The organism is Pseudomonas sp. RT6P73, assembly GCF_054897715.1.
Map to the genome: position 1 here is coordinate 5754537 of NZ_JBUBUV010000002.1, position 19366 is coordinate 5773902.

The 19366-nt window shown below is 53.7% G+C and carries 15 protein-coding genes and 1 pseudogene; 2 read left to right on the top strand and 14 right to left on the bottom strand.

Annotated features, from left to right (window positions below):
• Nucleotides 1-66: 66 nt before the first annotated feature.
• Nucleotides 67-1437: a delta-60 repeat domain-containing protein gene (locus ACYZT6_RS26550; protein ID WP_462029253.1), complete on the bottom strand. Its 1371-nt coding sequence runs from the start codon at nt 1435-1437 to the stop codon at nt 67-69.
• A 219-nt stretch (nt 1438-1656) separates the two neighbouring features.
• Between ACYZT6_RS26550 and ACYZT6_RS26555 the strand changes: the two are divergent.
• Nucleotides 1657-2123 (top strand): annotated as a pseudogene (locus tag ACYZT6_RS26555) (HDOD domain-containing protein); the annotation flags it as partial.
• 84 nt (nt 2124-2207) lie between these two features.
• Here the strand turns inward: ACYZT6_RS26555 and ACYZT6_RS26560 are convergent.
• Both ACYZT6_RS26560 and ACYZT6_RS26565 read right to left on the bottom strand, forming a co-directional pair.
• Nucleotides 2208-3572 (bottom strand): NHL repeat-containing protein, encoded by a 1365-nt coding sequence (locus tag ACYZT6_RS26560; protein WP_462029254.1) that lies wholly within the window; start codon nt 3570-3572, stop codon nt 2208-2210.
• Between the two features lie 149 nt (nt 3573-3721).
• Nucleotides 3722-4108, bottom strand: coding sequence for a helicase (locus ACYZT6_RS26565; protein ID WP_462029255.1), 387 nt, complete (start codon nt 4106-4108; stop codon nt 3722-3724).
• A 487-nt stretch (nt 4109-4595) separates the two neighbouring features.
• Between ACYZT6_RS26565 and ACYZT6_RS26570 the strand changes: the two genes are divergently transcribed.
• Nucleotides 4596-4979, top strand: coding sequence for a DUF6124 family protein (locus tag ACYZT6_RS26570; protein WP_461989027.1), 384 nt, complete (start codon nt 4596-4598; stop codon nt 4977-4979).
• Between the two features lie 64 nt (nt 4980-5043).
• On the opposite strand, the gene ACYZT6_RS26575 is transcribed toward ACYZT6_RS26570, so the two are convergent.
• The 11 genes from ACYZT6_RS26575 to tssM form a co-directional block, all read right to left on the bottom strand.
• Nucleotides 5044-5592: a hypothetical protein gene (locus ACYZT6_RS26575; protein ID WP_462029256.1), complete on the bottom strand. Its 549-nt coding sequence runs from the start codon at nt 5590-5592 to the stop codon at nt 5044-5046.
• A 29-nt stretch (nt 5593-5621) separates the two neighbouring features.
• A complete protein-coding gene (locus ACYZT6_RS26580) occupies nt 5622-6053 on the bottom strand; it encodes a hypothetical protein (RefSeq protein ID WP_462029257.1) in 432 nt (143 codons plus the stop codon).
• Between the two features lie 13 nt (nt 6054-6066).
• A complete protein-coding gene (locus ACYZT6_RS26585) occupies nt 6067-6642 on the bottom strand; it encodes a lysozyme inhibitor LprI family protein (protein ID WP_462029258.1) in 576 nt (191 codons plus the stop codon).
• Nucleotides 6643-6730: 88 nt separating this feature from the next.
• On the bottom strand, nt 6731-7813 hold the full coding sequence (locus ACYZT6_RS26590; protein ID WP_462029259.1) for a tetratricopeptide repeat protein: 1083 nt from the start codon (nt 7811-7813) through the stop codon (nt 6731-6733).
• Between the two features lie 259 nt (nt 7814-8072).
• Entirely contained in the window at nt 8073-8576 is a 504-nt protein-coding gene (locus tag ACYZT6_RS26595; RefSeq protein ID WP_462029260.1) for a hypothetical protein, read from the bottom strand.
• Between the two features lie 197 nt (nt 8577-8773).
• Nucleotides 8774-9523, bottom strand: a complete 750-nt coding sequence (locus ACYZT6_RS26600) for a hypothetical protein (protein WP_462029261.1) — start codon at nt 9521-9523, stop codon at nt 8774-8776.
• Nucleotides 9523-11991 carry a M23 family metallopeptidase gene (locus tag ACYZT6_RS26605; RefSeq protein WP_462029262.1) on the bottom strand — a complete coding sequence of 823 codons (2469 nt, stop codon included), beginning with the start codon at nt 11989-11991 and terminating at the stop codon, nt 9523-9525. The genes ACYZT6_RS26600 and ACYZT6_RS26605 overlap by 1 nt, the downstream gene beginning before the upstream one ends.
• A gap of 40 nt (nt 11992-12031) precedes the next feature.
• On the bottom strand, nt 12032-14068 hold the full coding sequence (locus tag ACYZT6_RS26610) for a type VI secretion system Vgr family protein (protein WP_462029263.1): 2037 nt from the start codon (nt 14066-14068) through the stop codon (nt 12032-12034).
• Between the two features lie 28 nt (nt 14069-14096).
• Nucleotides 14097-15098, bottom strand: a complete 1002-nt coding sequence (locus tag ACYZT6_RS26615) for a serine/threonine-protein kinase (protein WP_462029264.1) — start codon at nt 15096-15098, stop codon at nt 14097-14099.
• Nucleotides 15095-15823 carry a PP2C family protein-serine/threonine phosphatase gene (locus ACYZT6_RS26620; protein WP_462029265.1) on the bottom strand — a complete coding sequence of 243 codons (729 nt, stop codon included), beginning with the start codon at nt 15821-15823 and terminating at the stop codon, nt 15095-15097. Before ACYZT6_RS26620 ends, ACYZT6_RS26615 begins: the two co-directional genes overlap by 4 nt.
• Nucleotides 15823-19362, bottom strand: a complete 3540-nt coding sequence (gene tssM, locus ACYZT6_RS26625) for a type VI secretion system membrane subunit TssM (RefSeq protein WP_462029266.1) — start codon at nt 19360-19362, stop codon at nt 15823-15825. The genes ACYZT6_RS26620 and tssM overlap by 1 nt, the downstream gene beginning before the upstream one ends.
• Nucleotides 19363-19366 lie beyond the last annotated feature (4 nt).

Sequence of the window (19366 nt, forward strand, 5' to 3'; positions counted from 1 at the left end):
CCCACCCCCACAGGATTTACGCGATCCCTGTGGGAGCGGGCTTGCCCGCGAAGAATCCAACTTGGTCTAACTGACCACCTGCGGCAAGTAGCGCACGACATACCCTGTAGCTGGAGGAGCGCCGGATACAGCCGTGCAAATAACGACCCGGTTATCCACCATCACTACGCACTCCCTGAACCCATCGATGCCTGCTTTGTTAAAGTCTACCCACCCCTTATCCCAAAAATTTATAGCCAGAGTGCCATCAGCGTTATAACACGCAGTCACGACCGACCGAGTTTCGTCACCAATCGGGCCACCACCATTACCACTGACGATCAGTTTCCCATCAGCTTGCGGAACACACCTGATCCAGTGAACGCCATACGGCGTAAAATCTGAATACAGCGGTCGCCCATAATTGAAGACAAGATTGAAACTGCCACCGGGATTTAAAGAAACGATCATCCCCTCTTGTTCGTAATTTTTCTCTGCGCTACCCACAGCTACAACTCCACCGTCCGCCTTGAGGGCCATTCGGCCAAGAGCGAGCCATCGGCTGCTGTCTTCAATAGTCACGACACCGTTCTTATTGTCACCATAACTTTCGTCGACGCTACCGCTCGCGTCATATCGAATTACATAAGCGTCAGGGAGTTCGTCTGGAGTCTTCCTGCTGTAATCACCACACACCAGAATTTTGCCGTCCTGCTGGACAGCCACACCAAGAGCGTAATTCCACCGATGACTAATGTTGGGATGTTCTACAAGTAAAAAACCCTTTCCATTAAATGTCGTGTCAAGTGAACCATCTCGATTCAGACGCAGTACAACTCCCCTGATATTGTCGAAGCCAAAAACAATGTTGCCGCCCAAAAGGACTTTTCCATCCTGCTGACCGACAGCCACTAACCCGACATCTCCAACATTTATCGATGAGCTTTCAGCACTCTTTGCGTCATGACGGCGAGAGAGAAACTTGGCACCCGGTTGGGCGTAAGGATCGATCAGTTCGTCAAGATCAATGATGACTTTTCCGTCCTTTTCAGGGCCAAAAGAATTGTCCGGCGTGCCATCCGGAAGTTGGCGAACAACCGTCAAATAAACACTATTTCTGTGCATCTTTGCCAAGGTACCTACGATAAGCCAACCATGGCCTTCCCAAGGAAATAGGTGTCCTGCAAAAAATTCTTCAGGCGGAAAACTGACTTCGACTGTGCCATTTTCCCCAAATGATAAATCAGGCGCACCGTCCTCGTTCAGCCGCGCCACCTTTACCGAATTGTCTTCGAATGAAAAAAAACCAAAAAGCACTACAGTTTTTTTGTCGGGTAATGAGATAAGACCTAAAGGATACCTGCCATCGACTCCTTCGTAAGGCAAAGGAACAACGCCATTAATACCAAACGTTGGATCCTGAAACTCCTCTGAGTTTGTACTTCGTACTTGGTTCATGACCGCACTCCATCGTGGTGTGAAAGGATGCCCTCCTAGGGACACAATCAAAGTAGAGCACTGGAGCAGAACTCGAAGCACCTGTCATAAATGACAGTTAAATAGACTAAAAATAGCCAAGTTACTGACTTTTAATAACCAATAAAAGGTCAACGAGGATTCTCTGCTCTTTCCTAGGCTTTAAATACGTGGTCAACCCCGAAACCAGATCACCAGTGCCCGCGAACCGGCGAGACCTACTGGGACGGCCTGCGATACCCTGTTTCGGCTACCTGCTGCTGGCCCACGTGTTCCCGCCGCACTTTTCGCTGATCTGCCGCTACCTCGAAGTCAACCCGCACCTGCGCCACAGCTACGTCGAGCAACACCTGCTCGGCATCAGCCGCGAACAGATCGGCTCCTGGCTGATGCGCTACTGGGACATGCCCGACGAACTCGCCACAGCGCTGCGCTTTCAGCATGATCCGAGCTATGACGGCGCGTATGCCGTGTATCCGAACCTTGTTTGTTTGGCGGTGCGATTGCTGCGTGGACGCGGGATTGGTTCGGGGCCGGATGAAGACATCCCGGATGCGTTGCTGGAACGCGTAGGCCTGACTCGCGACAAAGCCAACGACGTTGTCAGCAAAGTGCTTGAGGCTGAAGTGCTGCTGCGCGAACTGGCTTCGCAATTTAGCCAAGCCTAAAAGCTTCGCGGGCAAGCCACGCTCCCACAGGATTTACGCAATCCCTGTAGGAGCGAGGCTTGCCCGCGAAGAATCCAACTTGGTCTAAGCCAGGTAGCGCACAACAAACCCAGTAGCCGGATCCGGAATGAAGGCGAGATAACCACAAACAACGATGCGGTTGTCCGCCATCACGGCGCAACCCCGGAACAAATCGATACCTCTTTCATCGTTGCGATCTACCCACCCTTTCCCCGCAAACGTCACATCCAGAGAGCCGCCAGAGGTGTAACGCGCTGTCGTGGCCGAACTGTTTTCGTCGAGAAATGCGCCTCCCCCCTGCCCACTGACTACCAGCTTTCCATCAGCCTGCACAACGCAACGCCGCCACGAAACACCATGCTCCGTGAAGTTGGAGAACAGCGGTTTACCGTTGTTAAATACAAGATTGAAACTGCCGCTGACGTTTAGCGAGACGACCAACCCTTCGCGCAGGCCCTCCCCCTCTGCAGTCCCGACTGCTACAACCCCACCGTCAGACTTCAAGGTCATTGAGCCCAGGTCGAGCCATCGACTGCTGTCGGTGACAGTCACAACACCATTCTTGTTGTCGCCATAGCTTTCATCAACGCTGCCATATTGGTCATAGCGAATTACATAAGCATCAGGCCGTTCATCTGAGGTCGCTCTACTGAAGTCACCACAGACCAAAACTTTCCCGTCGTGCTGAACGGCGACACCGGAAGCGTAATTCCAGTTATGAGTGATACCCGGAAGCTCGACAAGCACAAAGCCTTTTCCATTAAACGTTTTGTCCAGTGAGCCATCAACATTCAGGCGCACCACAATCCCCCTCAAGTAGTCGAAGGCGAACAAAACAGTGCTGACCAGAATAATTTTTCCATCCTGTTGACCGACGGCCACTAACCCGACATCGCCCGCACTTGCCGACGATTTCTCTACGTTTTTTTCGTCATGGCGACGGGTAACAAAACCAGCGCCGGACTTGGCGCCAGGACCGATAAGGTCATAAACATTGAGGGTGACCTTGCCGTCTTTGTCAGGGCCGAAGGAAGTATCCAGCTGACCATCCTGAAGTTGACGAACGACCGCGAGATCAACTTTACCGTCCGAGTGTTCTACGGTACCGGTAATCAGCCATCCGCCATTGTCCAAAGGACGCAAATTGCGCGCAGAAAATGAAACCCCATCCTTGAAAGGAACGTCGACGGTTCCCTGATTCCCAAATCGCAAATCAAGCGAGCCGTCCTCCTTCAGCCTTGCCACCTTTGTTGGAGAGTTCTCTGACGGCGGAGCGTTGAAAAGAAGCAGTAATTTTTTGTCGGGTAATGGGAGAACCGAATTAGCAAATCTGCCAGCAATCCCTTCGAAGGGCAGTTCAACAACACCACCTTTACCAAAGGTTTGATCTTGAAATTCCGCTGATTTATTGCTTTGTACCTGTGTCATGACCGCGCTCCATCGTGGTGTGAAAGGATGTCCTTCTAGGGACACAATCACAGTGGAGCACGGAGGCATCACTCGAAACACCTGTCACAAATGACAGTTTTTAATTCATTGCAAGCCAAATGACTGACTTTTTGAGCCACTGAATCAGATTAACGAACAGCAGCAGGCTTCTTCCGCGGCTTCAAATACTTGGTCAACCCCTGAAACCAGATAACCAGCGCCGGATTCCCCTTGATCTGAATCGACTTGTCCTGAATCCCCGTCATAAACGCCAACTGCTTGTTCTTCGCCTGCATCGTGGCAAAGCCATACGCCGCATCCTTGAACGCAATCGCAAACGCCGGCTCGGCATACACGCCCGACTTGCTGGTAATGCGCTGATCCTTCACAAAGAAATGCCGCGCCACTTTCCCGTCCTGGGTCTGTAGCTGGAACACCAACTCCTTGTCACCCAACTGCTGCTGAAACGCAGGATTAGTCCGACTGGCCTTACCCATCAACAAACCCAGCATCCACAGAAGAAAACGAAATTTCATGCGCACAGCCTCAAGAGAAAAGTGAACGGCCGGCGCAGTGTAGCGGCTTCAAGCGAGAACGCCACTGTTGTGCAGCGATAGAAGAAGATGCCGTGCTTTTTGACGCTGATGACTACCAAGTCATTGACGAAACGAGGGTGTTTAAAAGCGTGAAGATTTTGATCTTTCTACGCTCGACTCCCTCGGATATTTCCTTCAACACGTGGTGCTGTTCGTGAACTAGGCAGCGCTTGGCTTCGTCGATAGGCTTTGTTCGTCGCCGCAAAATCGGTGACACGGACGTGCAAGTCCGAATCCAGGTGCGCAATTGCTTATGGCTATTCGTCGAGCGTTTTCCTATGCTCGCGGATCGTTATGGCAGCTGTGCGTCGGAGACCTTCGGGTCTGCCGGTTCCTGGATCGGTCTTGCACACCAACGCACAGCTGCCACCACTTTCGAAGTGCAAAGCGAAACGGTGTCGGTCTCTTAATTCCAGGAGATACATCTATGATCAAGCCAACACCTAATCCACCAGAAAATGAAGCCACATCCCCCTACGAATCCCTCGATTCGAAGAAACTCCACGAAGCCGCCGAACGCGCGCTCGACCACCATTTCGCCCCACCACCCGGCGATAAACCCAAGCCTCGCAAAGGCAACCTCTTCGCCGTCTCCCCCGACATCGACACCGAAGCCCTCTTGGCCAACGCCTCGGAAGACCTGCTGTCCATCAGCGCCATCGCCGCCAACCTGGCCGACGACGTGGACGGAGCACGACGCTCGTTGGCCTTGGCGCTAAGCAGATTGGCGGATGGGGTGCGTTTGTTGGTGGAGCGAGCGCTGGATCACATTGATTCGCCGAATCCGGCGGAGCATCGGGCGAAGGTGTAACAGGAACGCGAATAGAAAAAGGGGACTTGGCGTCCCCTTTTTTGAAAATTTGAAATTCGCTTTTTTATGACTTTCCGTCAGCTGCGACAGACCCAACTGTACATCGTCCATCCTGAAGATCAGGGATCAGACTTCTGTTTCCCGACTGATACCAGTCGGCAAGCAATTGGCTCTCGCAGAAAGCCTCTTTCTGGACATCGTAATAAAATGCCACCGTATGGGTCGCCATGGCGCCCCGATTCGGTAGGAAAACCTCCAAATCAAATACGACATCGGGCAAAGGACCATTCCTGTCAGCCATAAATTTTGGCGGCCCTTTAAATTTGCAGGGTGCTCCTGCAAACGCGGAATCCAGCAAGCCACTCTGATAAGTGTAGATGGCGCAATTCGGTATTGAATCTTCAAACACCACCGCACCCATTACACCGCCCTTCCAACTTAAAGCACCGAAGGGGATTGGATGAACGTCCTCTGCACGCATCTCATTCTCCGCAGCGATGGCAGCAGTTACAGCGACCGGCAACGAGTGCTCCACATTCAACAGGGTGGGTGCCGCATGAGCCGACATTACAAATAGGGGAAAAATGAGACTGTAGAGGGCAACAGCTTTCATGCACGCCCCCCCGAAAAAACGAAATGAAATCACCATTGACAACCCGTTTCTGGCGACGCATCCATACCGATATCTAGATCGAATGAATACTTCTTCTGGGTTTTGTAGTTTGTGTAAGTCATCCCGTAAATGCGGGCACCTTGGCTGACCATTTCATAATTTCCAGATACCACGCCATCGGAGACTTCAACCCAGGTCGTCGTAAATTGAGACGGCCGATCCGGATCCATGACTTCTTCCTCGGAATTTTTGTAGACAAGATAAATTGCCGTTTTTGACTTGCTGTATTTGACGTTCGCGCCGCTCCATTTAACGACCGAATCGAAATAGCTTCTGAACTCAAAATTGATGCTTTTGCCTTCCTGCGAGCGGAAGCAATAGACCTCAGTTGTGACTTCGCTGTGAGCCGCGATCGGACAGAGGAGTAGAAAAGCTACAAAAAAAGAAGACAAATATTTCAAACCGATCATTCCTTTAGCGGTTCATGGGTAGCTGAAAGCGCATTCGCACCGCGCAATAAGCGAGGTCTTCACGAAACAAACGGAAACTCATCTCGCACTGTCCGTCCGCATATTGCTTCCAAACCGGATCGTCGAAGTCACCCCCTCCGAGCAGATTGATCGAGGCCTTCAGACCGCTTTCGCGATCCTGCCCTGCCATCAACGAAGCAGCTTTGTAAAAGCCATCATTCGGCATACCTGTCTGTAGATAAATGAGCTCACCCAACCGGGCGGTGGTTGTCTGCGCCAAGCACGCAAGCTTATCGATGGGCGCCTCCGCTCCCGGCAAAACCGCTTGATACAGATCCTCGCAATACGCTTCCTTGAAGCGCATCCACCTTCTTTGCACATCGGTCAGTTGCTTCTTGTCTGCGGGAGACAAGCTGGCCAGGGTTTTCTTGTATTGCTCATTCAACACAGCGTCGACTTTTTCGAAGCTTTGCTGGCCGCAAGTGATCAAATCGGGATTGGTAAAGCTATCTTGGTTGCAAGTTTCCTGGGCTTTCGCCGAGATCATCGACGCCGCCAAAACGACGCCCGTCAAAGCCATTGCAAGCCTCTTAAGTGTTGTGCTCACTGCTGGGCCTCTACGCTACTGCCAAGCTCCATTTTTTGATTCAACACAGCCTGTCCGCCCATTACTCCAGCGCTCCATTACTGCGCTCAGCCACTCGATAGGGAGTTTTCGACCCCTTGCCTGCGCTGGTCATCAACGAGGCATAGTGCTTGTAAGCCTGCGCCGCCCGCACTTTATCTTTTACGCCCCAGTAACTATCCGCGAGATTTAGATAGGCTACTGTTCTGCCGGGGTTTCTGGCAATAACCGCGTTCAACAACTCAATGGACTCTTCGTAATAGCCGGACTCACCCAATAAAAAACCGACGTCGTTAGACCAGCCTGGTGATTGAGCGAAGTCATACTTTTGCACGATGTAGCTTTGCGGATAGCAGTGACCTTCACCCCCATCCATAAGAAAATTCGCCATCACCGTCGAAACGGCCTCAATTCGCCCTTTTCGATACAGCGCCAACGCTTGGTCGAGCTGGTACGCGATATCCGACATCATCAGTTTTTTGTAGCCCTCGGCAGGTCGCTTAACGTGTAGGTCATGCAACTGCTCAAACACCTTGCGCCCATCGAACGACGCCAACGAGGTTTCGCCGATCATGCTTTTGGGTAAGTCTTCAACACTGACTACTGAGTGATCACAGGACTCGTTGTTGGTTACCTGCGACACATTCCTAAGCTCAAACTGCTTTGAGTTTTTGTTATAGCGGAACACCAGATTGAAGTTGTAAACGCCGTTGTCTTCTTCGTTACTGACCAGCACAAGCGCGTCCCCTGCTTCAGCGGAAGAATGCTTGACTGACACGGGCTCCCCTTGCACATCGACAACCGTAAGCACACCCGCCGGACTGTTAATCACGTTGGCGCTGAAACCTTCACTCATAGCCGCCGAGTATTGGCTTTTGATTAACGGTATCGCTTTGGATGTATCCAGCAGAATGCCGTCGCTGGCCCCTGGCTCAGGCGCGATCAGCAGTCGGTGATAAGCTTCATCGGCATCATCCGTCAGCACAAACACGTTTTGACGTGATGCATCCCCCATTAAACTGCCCGGAATCTTCTTGATAACCTGCGGAGTAGCGAGCGCAGGCGAAAGCGGCAGAGTGACTTGGCACGCAAACGCGCAAACTAAGCACAAAAAAAAGCGTTTCATTGTCTTCAATTCCTTAATTCAATCAGTTGAAATTCCAGCGTCGAAGGGAGCAGCGACAGGAGAAGGATTTATTTATAGCCACATCTAGCCTGAAAAATAAACTTTCCCCTTTTTCACTTTGATGGTGCTCATCTGACTGTGGAACGTGCGCGGGATCATCTGAAAGAGTTGATAGCAATAAGGCAGGAGGCGAAGGCGTAAGAGGCGTGCGCGGGACGGACTAGAGAATAAATTCGCCCCCAACTCACTTTAACCTCACTTATCTTGACTCACCTTCATAAAGCTTCGTTTCTGGATTGAAGCGCCAAAGATGGGGAGTAGTCAGCGGCTTTCCATCTCTGTGCATAATTTGATCTTGTTTATCTCTATTATAAGAATAGATCTGAATATCTTTATATGGAGTATTTTCTGGATGGCTATCTAGAGCTTTTACATCTGCAAAGTAATCACCTCCCACATTCCTCAGAAAACCTTGGCACTGGACAAAAAATCCGTAAGTAAAATCACCGCTGGAACCCGCGCTAGAATATGAAAGAAAAATAAAGTCCTTCACCCCATCACCATTGAAGTCGTCTTTATAGACGATTTTCCCTTCTTCAATTGAAAATTTCTCGCCCTCAACCCGTGAAAGCATATCGATTGTGCGCGAGTCCTCGGTCCACTGGGATAAAAAATGCTTAGGCCCTTCCGTGGGATAACAAACATCTTCAGAGGCCGCGCGAGCAGCAGTAGCAAACAAAGCAAAAACGAAAAAATACTTCATATTAACTCTCCAAGACAAACGTATTTCGTCCAGTTCTAACTGAGCCTTGAGCCGCACTGGCACCAAAAATTATGGCTGCAGTAATCGAATCGTTCAGCGCCTCTAAAGTCGTAAACAATTTTCCCGTTAATGCCGAATCGTGCGCCCCAACTAGCAAGAAAAATTCTGTCACCTTTTACCGCCATCACCACCTTGCGCTATTTCTGCTCACCGTGAAATTTTACGGAATTTAATGTCGTCTTTATTTCATCAAGTATTTTATTATTCAGAATTAACGGTTTTTGGCCATTTTCAGCTGTGCCGATCAAAACGTTATTACCCTGAACCAGGCAGAAGCTTATACGAGCGATACTCTCATTCTTTTTATTCTTAAAGCTGAATATAAACCCTGACCAACCAGCGCCGGTCAGTTGTTGAAAAGTGTACTCTTCTGGCCGCCCAGCATTTTTGGTTGGAATCCAACCATTTTTTGTAAGGGTCGCTGGACATTTAAAACTATTGGCTTGTTTGAGATCCTGAAGCTCTGGACTGATATTTTCTGAATTAATACTTCCCGCAGAGCCTTGTAGATCAAAATTTTCTACGCCGTCACACATCAGCCCAAACCACTTTGATTTAAGATCGCCTTTTTTCTTGAAACTCCAATCATATCCAGCAGACATTTCCGCCTGCTCAAGGTATGGCCAACTGTTATCTTTAGGTTTTGTATACGACTCAAGAAATACAACATCAGGAGTATTGAATTTTATATATTGATTCTCAAGCAAAGTCATAGAATAGTTACAACTCCCTTGATGTATTGCCGCTACTGTTTTCCCAGAAGCAAAAGCAGAGTATCCTGTTTCATCTCCTACATTCACGACAGTATCTTCATGATCAGAAGAAAAGGCCGATGACGGGATCAAACATACGACGACAAGCAGGTACCATCCAGATATTTTTTTCACTATTCAACTCTCCGACGAACAAAGTCTTGTGGGGTATTGGATGAGACGCCAGTCGATGTAGGAAAACTCAAACCATCTAACAAAACTACTTGTGCATTTGCAAAAGCAAGGAACCGAGCCTGAACGCCCCATATAGAACTGAAACTAGAAGAAGGCGAACCAAGGTTTACTGTTGCAGCAACATTCCCAAACGCAGAATTTTCGTAGTAATGTTTTGTTTGTGCGTTCGTTGTTAATGTCTTTAATGTACTACTTGAACTTGTATAATAGCCATCGGCTTGCTTGGAAGCGCCTGACCATGCCCAATAAGCACCAGCACTGTTTGCAGCATCATATGAATTCTTCACAGCGTCTCGCTTTGCGATGACGGCCTGGGGTATTCCAGTTGATGCATCACTTAGCGAGTTCGTTGGATCATACATTGATTTATGCCCAGCAATCATGGGACGATTATTGTTTGCCATCGTAGTATGAGTTGCCAATACTTGCTTTACTTGCGGACTAACAATATCCCCTTTAAACTCCCAATACTTAATATAATTACTTGCATGAGTCAACTGCAAAAAGCCTCTACCATCCCATGGCTTATACCAATAGGGACTTCCCTCTTGAAACTTCTGGTACCACTGAGTTTCTTGCGTTGCATTGCCAAAAAAACAAGCCAACCGAACAGGAGTAACAACCAAAAACTTACGCAAAGCTTTATTTAGGTCATTTCGTCGCGTTAGAGCATCTGCCGTTGAACTCGAAAGCAAAGTTGCAGCACTATTTAAATTTACTGACTCCCACTGCCAAGTGGCCGCTTTTCGCAATGAGTTCATTGGTAACAGTTGAACAAGTTCATTTCGACTCAACCAGCTACATTTCCGAAATGCAGAAATAAATTCTCTCGGCGGCATGTGCCAGTGCTTATTTTCTATTCCTTCAAGAGCTGCATCTTCCCAGAAACTCAAAGCTTGTTGGTGACTTTTTATCTTGTCATATGCGTCTTGCGGCATCGGTCCATTTTCGGAGACTTTTAGCAGCCAACCATAACGAGTGTCGAAGTCACTTTTGCACCATTCGCTCGGAAACTTGCATATAAATCGCTTTATACGCTCTTGAGTATCCTTCGACTCCAACTTATCTTTGCTTATACTACGCTCAACAACATAACGATCCGAGAGCTTTTGCTTTTCATCCGGGGAGAGCGAGTTATAGATCGGAGACGTCGCAACCCCAACAGCATCCGTATTATCAGAGACTATTTTACTTGCGTCCAAATTCAAAAATGCTCTAATGAATGGAGACTGGCAGTGACTATCTGAATCTGTGTCGTCATCAATCAACTGCCATCCTTGCCAATGGGGGAAATCAGCGTCGCTAAATTTGGTAACGGTCAAAGAATTCAGATCGACCCAACCCGACTTGCTACCCTCGCCGGCTTTTCCCGGAAACTTAATTTGACGCCAATGGGCAGCATCTGCAGGCACAAGGTGTTCCTCACCCAACACTCTGCCGAACCTTAATAGTTCAAACCCTGCACTAGGGCACTTAGGAAAGTATTCATTCGCAGTTTTATATATATCGTACTCGTAGTTTGCCTTCTCATCCTGCGCTCCCAACTCGAATCCCGAATGGGTGAAAGTTGTGAGCTTACAACTCCCTTTGGAATAACTCATTCTAACAAAAATTCCGTGCTGCAATTCTGATGCTACGGCCCAATCGTAGCCTTGAACCGTAATCGGAGTAGTTGATGAAACGGGTGCTCCAGCCTCCTCAATTGGAGCAGGCCCCGTAGGCATTGCGGGACAGCGATAAACAACTGGTGAATTGTTCTGTGGAGACAAAAGATTTTGAGGTGGGTTTTCATAAATGCATACTTCGGGAGGAATGAAAAAATAAGCATCTCCCCAAACACTATCTTTTCGCCCTTCACTTGTTTGGAATTTAAGATCCTTTCCTTTCCTACCGACAAGATTTTCTATCTTGCTATCATCAACAACTATTTCAAAATGGATTCTGTCTTTCTCTCCATATATATTTCCAGCCTCGCCGACTGGCTCCTTTCGATAAACCACTTTTCCTTTTTGGATGCCCGGCAAAGTAATCTTTGAAAGATGCATATAGATCGAATAAAAAATGATCTTTGCTTTATCTCCTTCTCCAATATCCGTTTCGTGACGGATTACAATGCATCCATCATCAGTCCATTTTTCACGATAACGAAGTGCGTGGGTAGGAGCGGCCGTACTCTCCAAAGTTGGTTGACGAAAGTACACCACAGCCCCATCAGATATAGCACTCACCGGTAAAGGCTTTCCACCCTCTTGAGGAGCAGTCAGATGCATGCCGCCATGCCAATTAAGATCAAAGCTAAGCGGATAACCACCATCGCCAGGAACACCACCAACCATGGCGCGCGCTAGAAAGGCCTCGTCGGTTTCTCCCGCAACAGGAGCAGGAATAAAGGGAGGGCTAATGATCATTTTGAAAAATCCTTGTTCATATTGATGCTTATACGTCCATTCATAACGAGAACGGGTAATCGACAGTTGGTTTAACCTTCTCTGGCACCGCATTCCCCAACGCCTGATCCATCAAACTCCCCGCCTTATCCTTATCCGCAGCCCCCGGCAACACTGGCGGCTTGATACCTATCCCAGTCCCCGAGCCCGCCGACCCACCCGCATTAATCTTCACCACCGGCCCAACAACCGTCACCCCGCCGGCATCCAGCTTGATAAAGCTGCCACCCCCCAAAATGGTCAGTTCGCTGCCAGCCTCAATAACAATCTTCGCCCCAGCCTTCAGATGTATCTCTTTCCCGACACTCGTCAGCTGCGCAGTCCCCAGCTTCACATGCTGGTTCTGCCCAATCGTCAGGTGATCATCCAGCCGCGTTTCAACCTTGCGGTCGGCAATCGTGGTGCGATGCTCTTCAGCCTTGAGCTCGGTGTAGGTGTTCTTAACCACCGTGTCATGCCGCTCATTCCCCACCCGTATCTTCTGATCATGCTCAATGTTTTCATCCCAATCCCGCTGGGCATGAATAAAGATCTGCTCCGCACCCTTCTTGTCTTCGATGCGCAGCTCATTAAACCCACCGCCTCCCGGTGAACTGAGGGTCTTGAACACGGTGCGGGTCTTGTTCGCCGGCAAGTCGTAGGGAACCTGGTTTTCCTTGTGATACAGGCACCCGGTCACCAACGGCTGATCGGGATCCCCTTCAAGGAACGTAACCAGCACTTCCATCCCAATCCGCGGAATGACGATGGCGCCATACCGATCCCCAGCCCAACTCGAAGACACGCGCATCCAGCAGCTGGTTTTGTCATCCGCCAACCCTTCGCGGTCCCAGTGGAATTGCACTTTGATGCGGCCGTATTGGTCGCAGTGGATTTCTTCGCCTTTGGGCCCGGTGACCATGGCGGTCTGGCTGCCGAGGACACGGGGTTTGGGGTGTTGCAGTGCGGGGCGGTAGAACACGGCCCATGGGGTGGCGAGGAATCGGTTGCGGTAGCCCTGGTGGAAGTCGTCTTTGTTGTCGGTGGTGTCGCTGGTTACCGATTCTTCGAGGACTTGCGGTTGTTTGCCTTCGTGGACGATTTCGGTGAGCAGCCAGAGGTCGTTCCACTCGGTGCGCGGGTGGTCGGACATTTCCAGGAAGTGGCCGCTGATCAGCTTGGTCTGGTCACCGTGGCCTTCGGCTTGCTGGTAGTCGGCGCGGTGGCGTTCGAGGGCGCGTTGGCTGAGGAATTTGCCGCGCGCGCGGTCGAGGAAGCGGCCGGGGTAGTCGTAATCTTCGAGGTCTGGTTCGGTGCTTTCGCCGTCGGGTTTGTAGGCGGCTTCGAGTTGCAGGCGCGGTTTTTCGAAGTCGTAGTCGCGGCGGGTGACGCGGCCAGTGCGAGTTTCGAGGCGCAGTTTGAAGCCCTTGATCACCGGTTCGTCGGCGACCATGCCGCTGCCTTGCACGTACGCGGTTGGCTGGCCGAGTTTCGGGAACACGGTCTGGTCGTCGCCGAACACCAGCAGGTGACCTTTCTCGCTGTGCTGGAAGTGGTAGTGAATGCCTTCCTCTTCGCACAGGCGCTGGACGAAGTGCAGGTCGGTTTCGTCGTACTGCACGCAGTAGTCGCGGTCCGGGCAGGCCTGGCTGAGCTGGAAGCGGTAGGCGTTGCCCTTGATGCCGTGCTCGTCGAGGATCAGCGCGATGATTTTCGGCGCGGACATCTGCTGGTAGATGCGCTGGTTGGTGCGGTGATGCAGGTATTGCAGTTGCGGCACCAAGGAAACTTTGTAGCGGGTCAGACGCTTGCCGGCATCGCCTTGGGCGACGCGATAGATCTGGCCGTGGATGCCGGAACCTTGCGGATCGAACGCTAGGAACGCCTGTTTGTGCAGGAGTTTTTCCAGGTCCAGATCGGGGTTTTCGCTGACCAGTTCGAGGTCGAAGCGATACGGCTGGCTGATGCCTTCGGTGCCGGTGAACGACAGCACTTGCAGGTCGCCGACGTAGTCTTCGACGGTGAGGCTGAAGTGGGTTTCGTTAGCGGAGTTGAACATTGCTTGCTCCCTGTTCGGTAGTCATCCGTTACGCCCGCAGTCGCAGGCGTTGCAGCAAAGACGAAGTGGCGCCCAGGGCGTCACGCAGTTGGGCGGCGGTGATGGTGCGCTTGGCCGCATCGAAAGCCAGCGCCGTTCGCAGGGCTGGCCAGCAGTGTTTCGGTAGGTTTCGTGGTGCGTGGAGCTCGCGGTCTAGGTGCGCGTCGCGGGCTTCGATCGACGACAAGCGGCGGAACGGGTGTTTGCCGCCCGCCAGTTCGTAGAGCACGCAGGCCACGCCGTACACATCGGCACTGGCCGACAGCGGTTGGCCTTCGAGCAGTTCCGGGGCGGCGTAGCCTGGGGTCCAGGCGTTGAAGCGGTCGCGGCTCAGGTGTGGCAGGCCGGGAAGGATGCCCTCTTCGGCTTGACCGAGGCCGAAGTCGAACAGGCGCACGCCTTCTTCGCTGAGCATCACGTTGCTCGGCTTCATGTCACCGTGCAGCACGCCGCGAGCGTGGGCGTAAGCCAGCGCATCGAGCAGCGGCAGCGCGATGTCGCGCAGTTCTTTCCACGGCAGGCCCAGGGGCCGCTCGCAGAGCAATTTGTCCAGGGTCAGCCCACGCATGAGTTCCATGGTGATGAAGGCGCGCTGGCAATCGGTGTCCACTTCAAAGGTGTGCAAACGCAGCACGTTGTCGTGGCGCAATCGTCGGGTCAAGGCGAACTCGCTGTAGAGCAAGGCGCTGGCGTCCGGCGATTCGGCAAATTCTTCGCTGAGGATTTTCAGCGCGATGTAAGGGTCGGGATCGCCGAACTGTTCGCTCAGCAAGTCCCGTGCGCGGTAAACCGCGCCCATGCCGCCGGCACCGAGCAGGCGCTCGATGCGGTAACGGCCTGCGAGCACGTCGGGCATTTCGCCGACGCTGGCCTTGGTTGGCGCCAACGCGGGTTCTGCTATATGCGATTTGGCAAAGGCGAAATAAGTCAGGTTACTGGCCTCTTCGTCGGTCACCAGCAGGTCGTCGAGCGGCGGCATGAGTTGGGTCATTGTCGGATCACCACGGCAGTCAGGTTGTCCCGGGCCGAGCCACGCAGGGCGCCATCGAACAGACGCTCCAGCGCAACGTGCGGCGCGGTCAGGCTCAGGGCATTGCCCAAGGCATCGCTGCTGAGCCCTTGGTACAAACCGTCGCTGCACAACAGAAACGTATCGCCGGGGTAAACCTCGAGTTCGAGCACGTCCAGCGTCAGCACATCGGCGGCCCCGACCGCACGGGTCAGGGCATGGGCCGATGGATGCGCACGGGCGTCTTCAACGCTCATGTTTTGCTCGTCGATCAGTTGCTGTTGCAGCGAATGGTCCTTGGACAGCTGATACAAACGCTGGCCACGCCACAGGTAGCAACGGCTGTCGCCGGCCCAGATACAGGCCGCGCGATTGCCTTCCACCAGCAGCGCCACCACGGTGCTGCCCATGATGCTGTCATGGCGCCCGGCGGTGACGGTCAACTCCTGACCCAAGCGGCGATTCAACCAGTGCAGGCACTGGCGAATGCCTTTGAGTCGTTCGTCGAAGCCGTCCTGCACTGGCAATTCCGCCAGGCTGGCGACGATCAACTGGCTGGCGATGTCGCCACCCTGATGACCGCCCATGCCGTCCGCGACCACCCACAGCCCTTGCTGTGGACAGTCGAGAAAAGCATCTTCGTTGCGCGCCCGAACCTTGCCGGCGTCGGTACGCGCAGCGCTGCGCCAGGGACTGGCAACCAGCATCAGAGCTGCACCGGCATACGGAAGGTGCGCAGCACGCCCATGTCGAACGGGTTTGGCGTGCGCTGGCTGCTGAGCAGGTAATTGGCGCGCAGGCCGCCTACGTCAGCCTTGAGCACCATCACGTCGCGACCGCTCAGGTACTCGGTCTGCATCAGGTCGAACAAGCGGAACAGCGACCAAGGGCCGGTGTTTTTCTCGATGCCGATCGGGCGGCCGGCCATTTTGTCGAGGACCAGGCTGGTGCGACCGTCTTCAGCATCGGTCGGCCATTTGAACGACACCGGCACGATTGGGCCGTGACGGTATTCGATGGTCTTGTCGCCAAACTTGAACTCGGAACGGCTGACGGCCGGGTCGAGGGTGTACGGCTCCAGTTTGAACTGCACTTGCGGCTCGGCCGGGTTGATCGAGAAGAAGCTCTGGCGAATCACTTGGGCCGCGGCCATCTGGTCAAGGTAGACCTTGGAGATCGGCATGCTGTGACCGTCAATGCTGCGCAGGCGGTAGTTGCCTGGGTCGCCACTGACGAACGGACGCATGTAGGTCTCGAAGAAGCGATCGTTGATGCCCTGCGCCTTGAAGAACTCGCGGAAGTCGCTGATCGCGACGTCGCTGGTGCTGTGGGCGCTGAACGGGTAACGCTTGTTGATCGCCTTGCCATAGAAGCTGTACAGCTCGCTCTGATAACGCTGGTTCAGGTACTGGTAGGAATCGTTCAGCACCAGACGCCAGGTGTCTTCGGCCAACACGTTAAACCACACGCTGACTGGACGCGGCAGACGATTGGAGGCATTGCGCAGGGCGCTCAGCGCATCACGCTGGCCGCTCATGCGGGTCTTGGCCATTTCGAACGCGGCCTGATCCGGGGAACTGGCACGCGCCAGGCTCGCCAATTGCAGTTGCAGGTCGTTGAGCGCCGCGAGTGCCGGGGTCAGATCAGCGGCCGGGCCGTTGTTGTCATCCAGCAAACGGTGCAGCGGTTCGAAGCGACGTTGCAGGGATTTCTTCGCGGTGTCCGGCAGGTTTTTCATCGCGGCCATGTCCGAGGCCTGGTCCGCTGCGGCAGACGCCAGTTTACCCAGCTTGCCCAACTTGCCTTTCTGCTCGCCCAGCGCTGCGGCGGCATCAGCGGCTTGATCAACCGGTTCGGCTTCTGCCGGGAACCGGGTGTTCTCGCGCACTTCCACCAGCAGTTGCAGCACCGGGGAATTGGCAGAAGTCAGGCCCGCCAGTTGCTCGGCGCCCTCGCCCGCATCGTTGATCGGTGGCAGGGCAACCTGGCCGACCGCTTCACTCCAGAAGTTGGCGTAGTCGCGGAAGTACAGTTGCTCCAGTTCGACCATCAAGCGACGCAAGTCCATGCCGCTGATGCCCGCGCCTTCGCCCAGCACCCAGTTGTCACGCAGGATGTCGGTGACCAGCGCACTGCCCTGGACCGAGAAGTACTGCTGATAACCCTGTTGGGTGTAGAAGCCCGGGATCACGTAATCGGTGCCGACAAACAGTGAAGCCTGCGGGCCCATGTGTTGGCTCAGACGATATTCCGGAAGGTTGCGGGCCTGCTCGCGCAGCATCCGGTAAACCACGTTGGCCAGCGACTCGCTGCGCAGCACCTGACGCGCTTGCGCCACCAGTTGATCGTTCAGCGGGTAGATAAACGGCTGCTTGAGCAAACGCTCGAAGTGCGTGTTCAAACCGTTCTGCACCGCGGTGTTGCCGGCGTAACGCTGGGACCAGTCAGTGGCGACCCAATCCTTGAGCCACGCCGCATCGCGACGATCCTTCATGTTCAACATCAGGTACGCGCGCAGGCTATTAAGCAGGCGTTCGCGGTCCTTCATGTTGGCGCGGATCTGCCCTTCCAGCAGCGTCGCGACCTTCGGCAGCAGTTGCGCTTCGAGCTCCCGCTCGTACGCCGCCTTGACCACCGGATTGACCTCTTCACCTTGGTACAGGCCGCCACGTTCGTGGTACGACACGTCACCTTTTTTCGGGAAAACCTGGGTCGCCGCGTAGCTGGTGTCGAGGGTCTTGAGCACCGCCATGGAATCATCACGGGCGGTCAGCGCCGAGCGTTGCTGGGTCCAGTTGGTGGCCAGGTTGCGCAGGTTTTCCAGCCGCTCGTAGTTGGCGGAGAAACCGCCGGCCCACAGCATGCCGAACAGCGCCAGTGCCGCCAGTGCGCCCACGTACAGCGCACGTTGGCCCCAATGGATGCGGCTGCGTTCGCGCTTGTCCAGGCCGGCCAGGTCGGCTTCGGGGAAAATCACCCGGCTGAGCAAATGGTGAATGAACCGCGAACGGCCACTGCGCAAGGTCGGCAGCATGCCGGCGCTCATGCCCAGACTGGCGCCGATACCGGCGGTGGTCTGATCCATTTCCTGGGTCAGGTGTGGTGCGCTGGTCAGGTAGAAACCGCGCAACTGGCTGACACGCTGGTAACGGTTGCCGGTGAACGCCATGTCGACGAACAGGCACAGGCGCTCGCCGATCTGCCCCAGTTGATGCGGGAAGTCGAGGATGCGGCCACGGCGCTGGGTGTCGCGCTCCTGGTGCATGCGCATGATCACTTGGCTGTTCAGGCGACGCAGCAGCTCTTCGAACTCGGCGCGCAGGACGGCAACGTCGGTGCCGCTCTGGTCTTTGCGGAAACTGGTGCCGAGCACCTGATCGCTTTCTTCGCGGGTCAGTTGATCGAAGAACTCGTCGAAACCGAGCAGTTTGTCGGCCTTGCTCAGCACCAGATACACCGGCACATCGACGTGCAGTTTCTGATGCACGTCTTGCAGACGCGCACGCACCTGGCGAGCCAGGGTGTCGAGGTCTTGCTCGGTGTTGCCCAGCAGCAATTCAACCGGGATGGTCACAAGCACGCCGTTCAACGGGCGGTTGCGACGACGCTTGCGCAGCAGGTCGAGCAAGGTGCTCCAGGCGCTGCCATCGACTTCGGCATCCGGCTGGGTCAGGTAACGCCCGGCGGTGTCGATCAGCACACCGTGGTCGGCGAAATACCAGTCGCAATGACGGGTGCCGAGCGTGTCGCGGGTCAGCTTGCGATCGATCTTGTTGATCGGAAACTCAAGGCCCGAGAAGTCCAGCAGGCTGGTTTTGCCGCTGCCCTGCGGGCCGATCAGCAAGTACCACGGCAAGTCACTGCGCCAGCGTTCGCTACGACCGCGATACAGGCTCGAGGTCTTCAGGGTTTTCAACGCATCCTTGAAGCGCACGCGAAGCTCTTTCTGCTCTTCGTCGATCAGCTCGTCACGGCGGATGCGGTCCTGGCCGTCTTCGGTGTCTTCGACGGCTTTTTTACGCACGCCCGCGCGCCAGCTGACGAAGACCATGGTCAGGCCCCAGATCAGGAACAGCACACTGATGGTCAGCAGGCGGGAGGTCGAACCTTCCCAGAACTTGTAGTCATCAACGGCCAGCAGCGGCCCGACAAACCACACCAGCAGTGCGACAAACAGCACCACCAGCAAGGTCCAGACCCAGGTCTTGCGCAAGAATGCGCCGACTTTCTTGAAAAACTTTTTCATCACA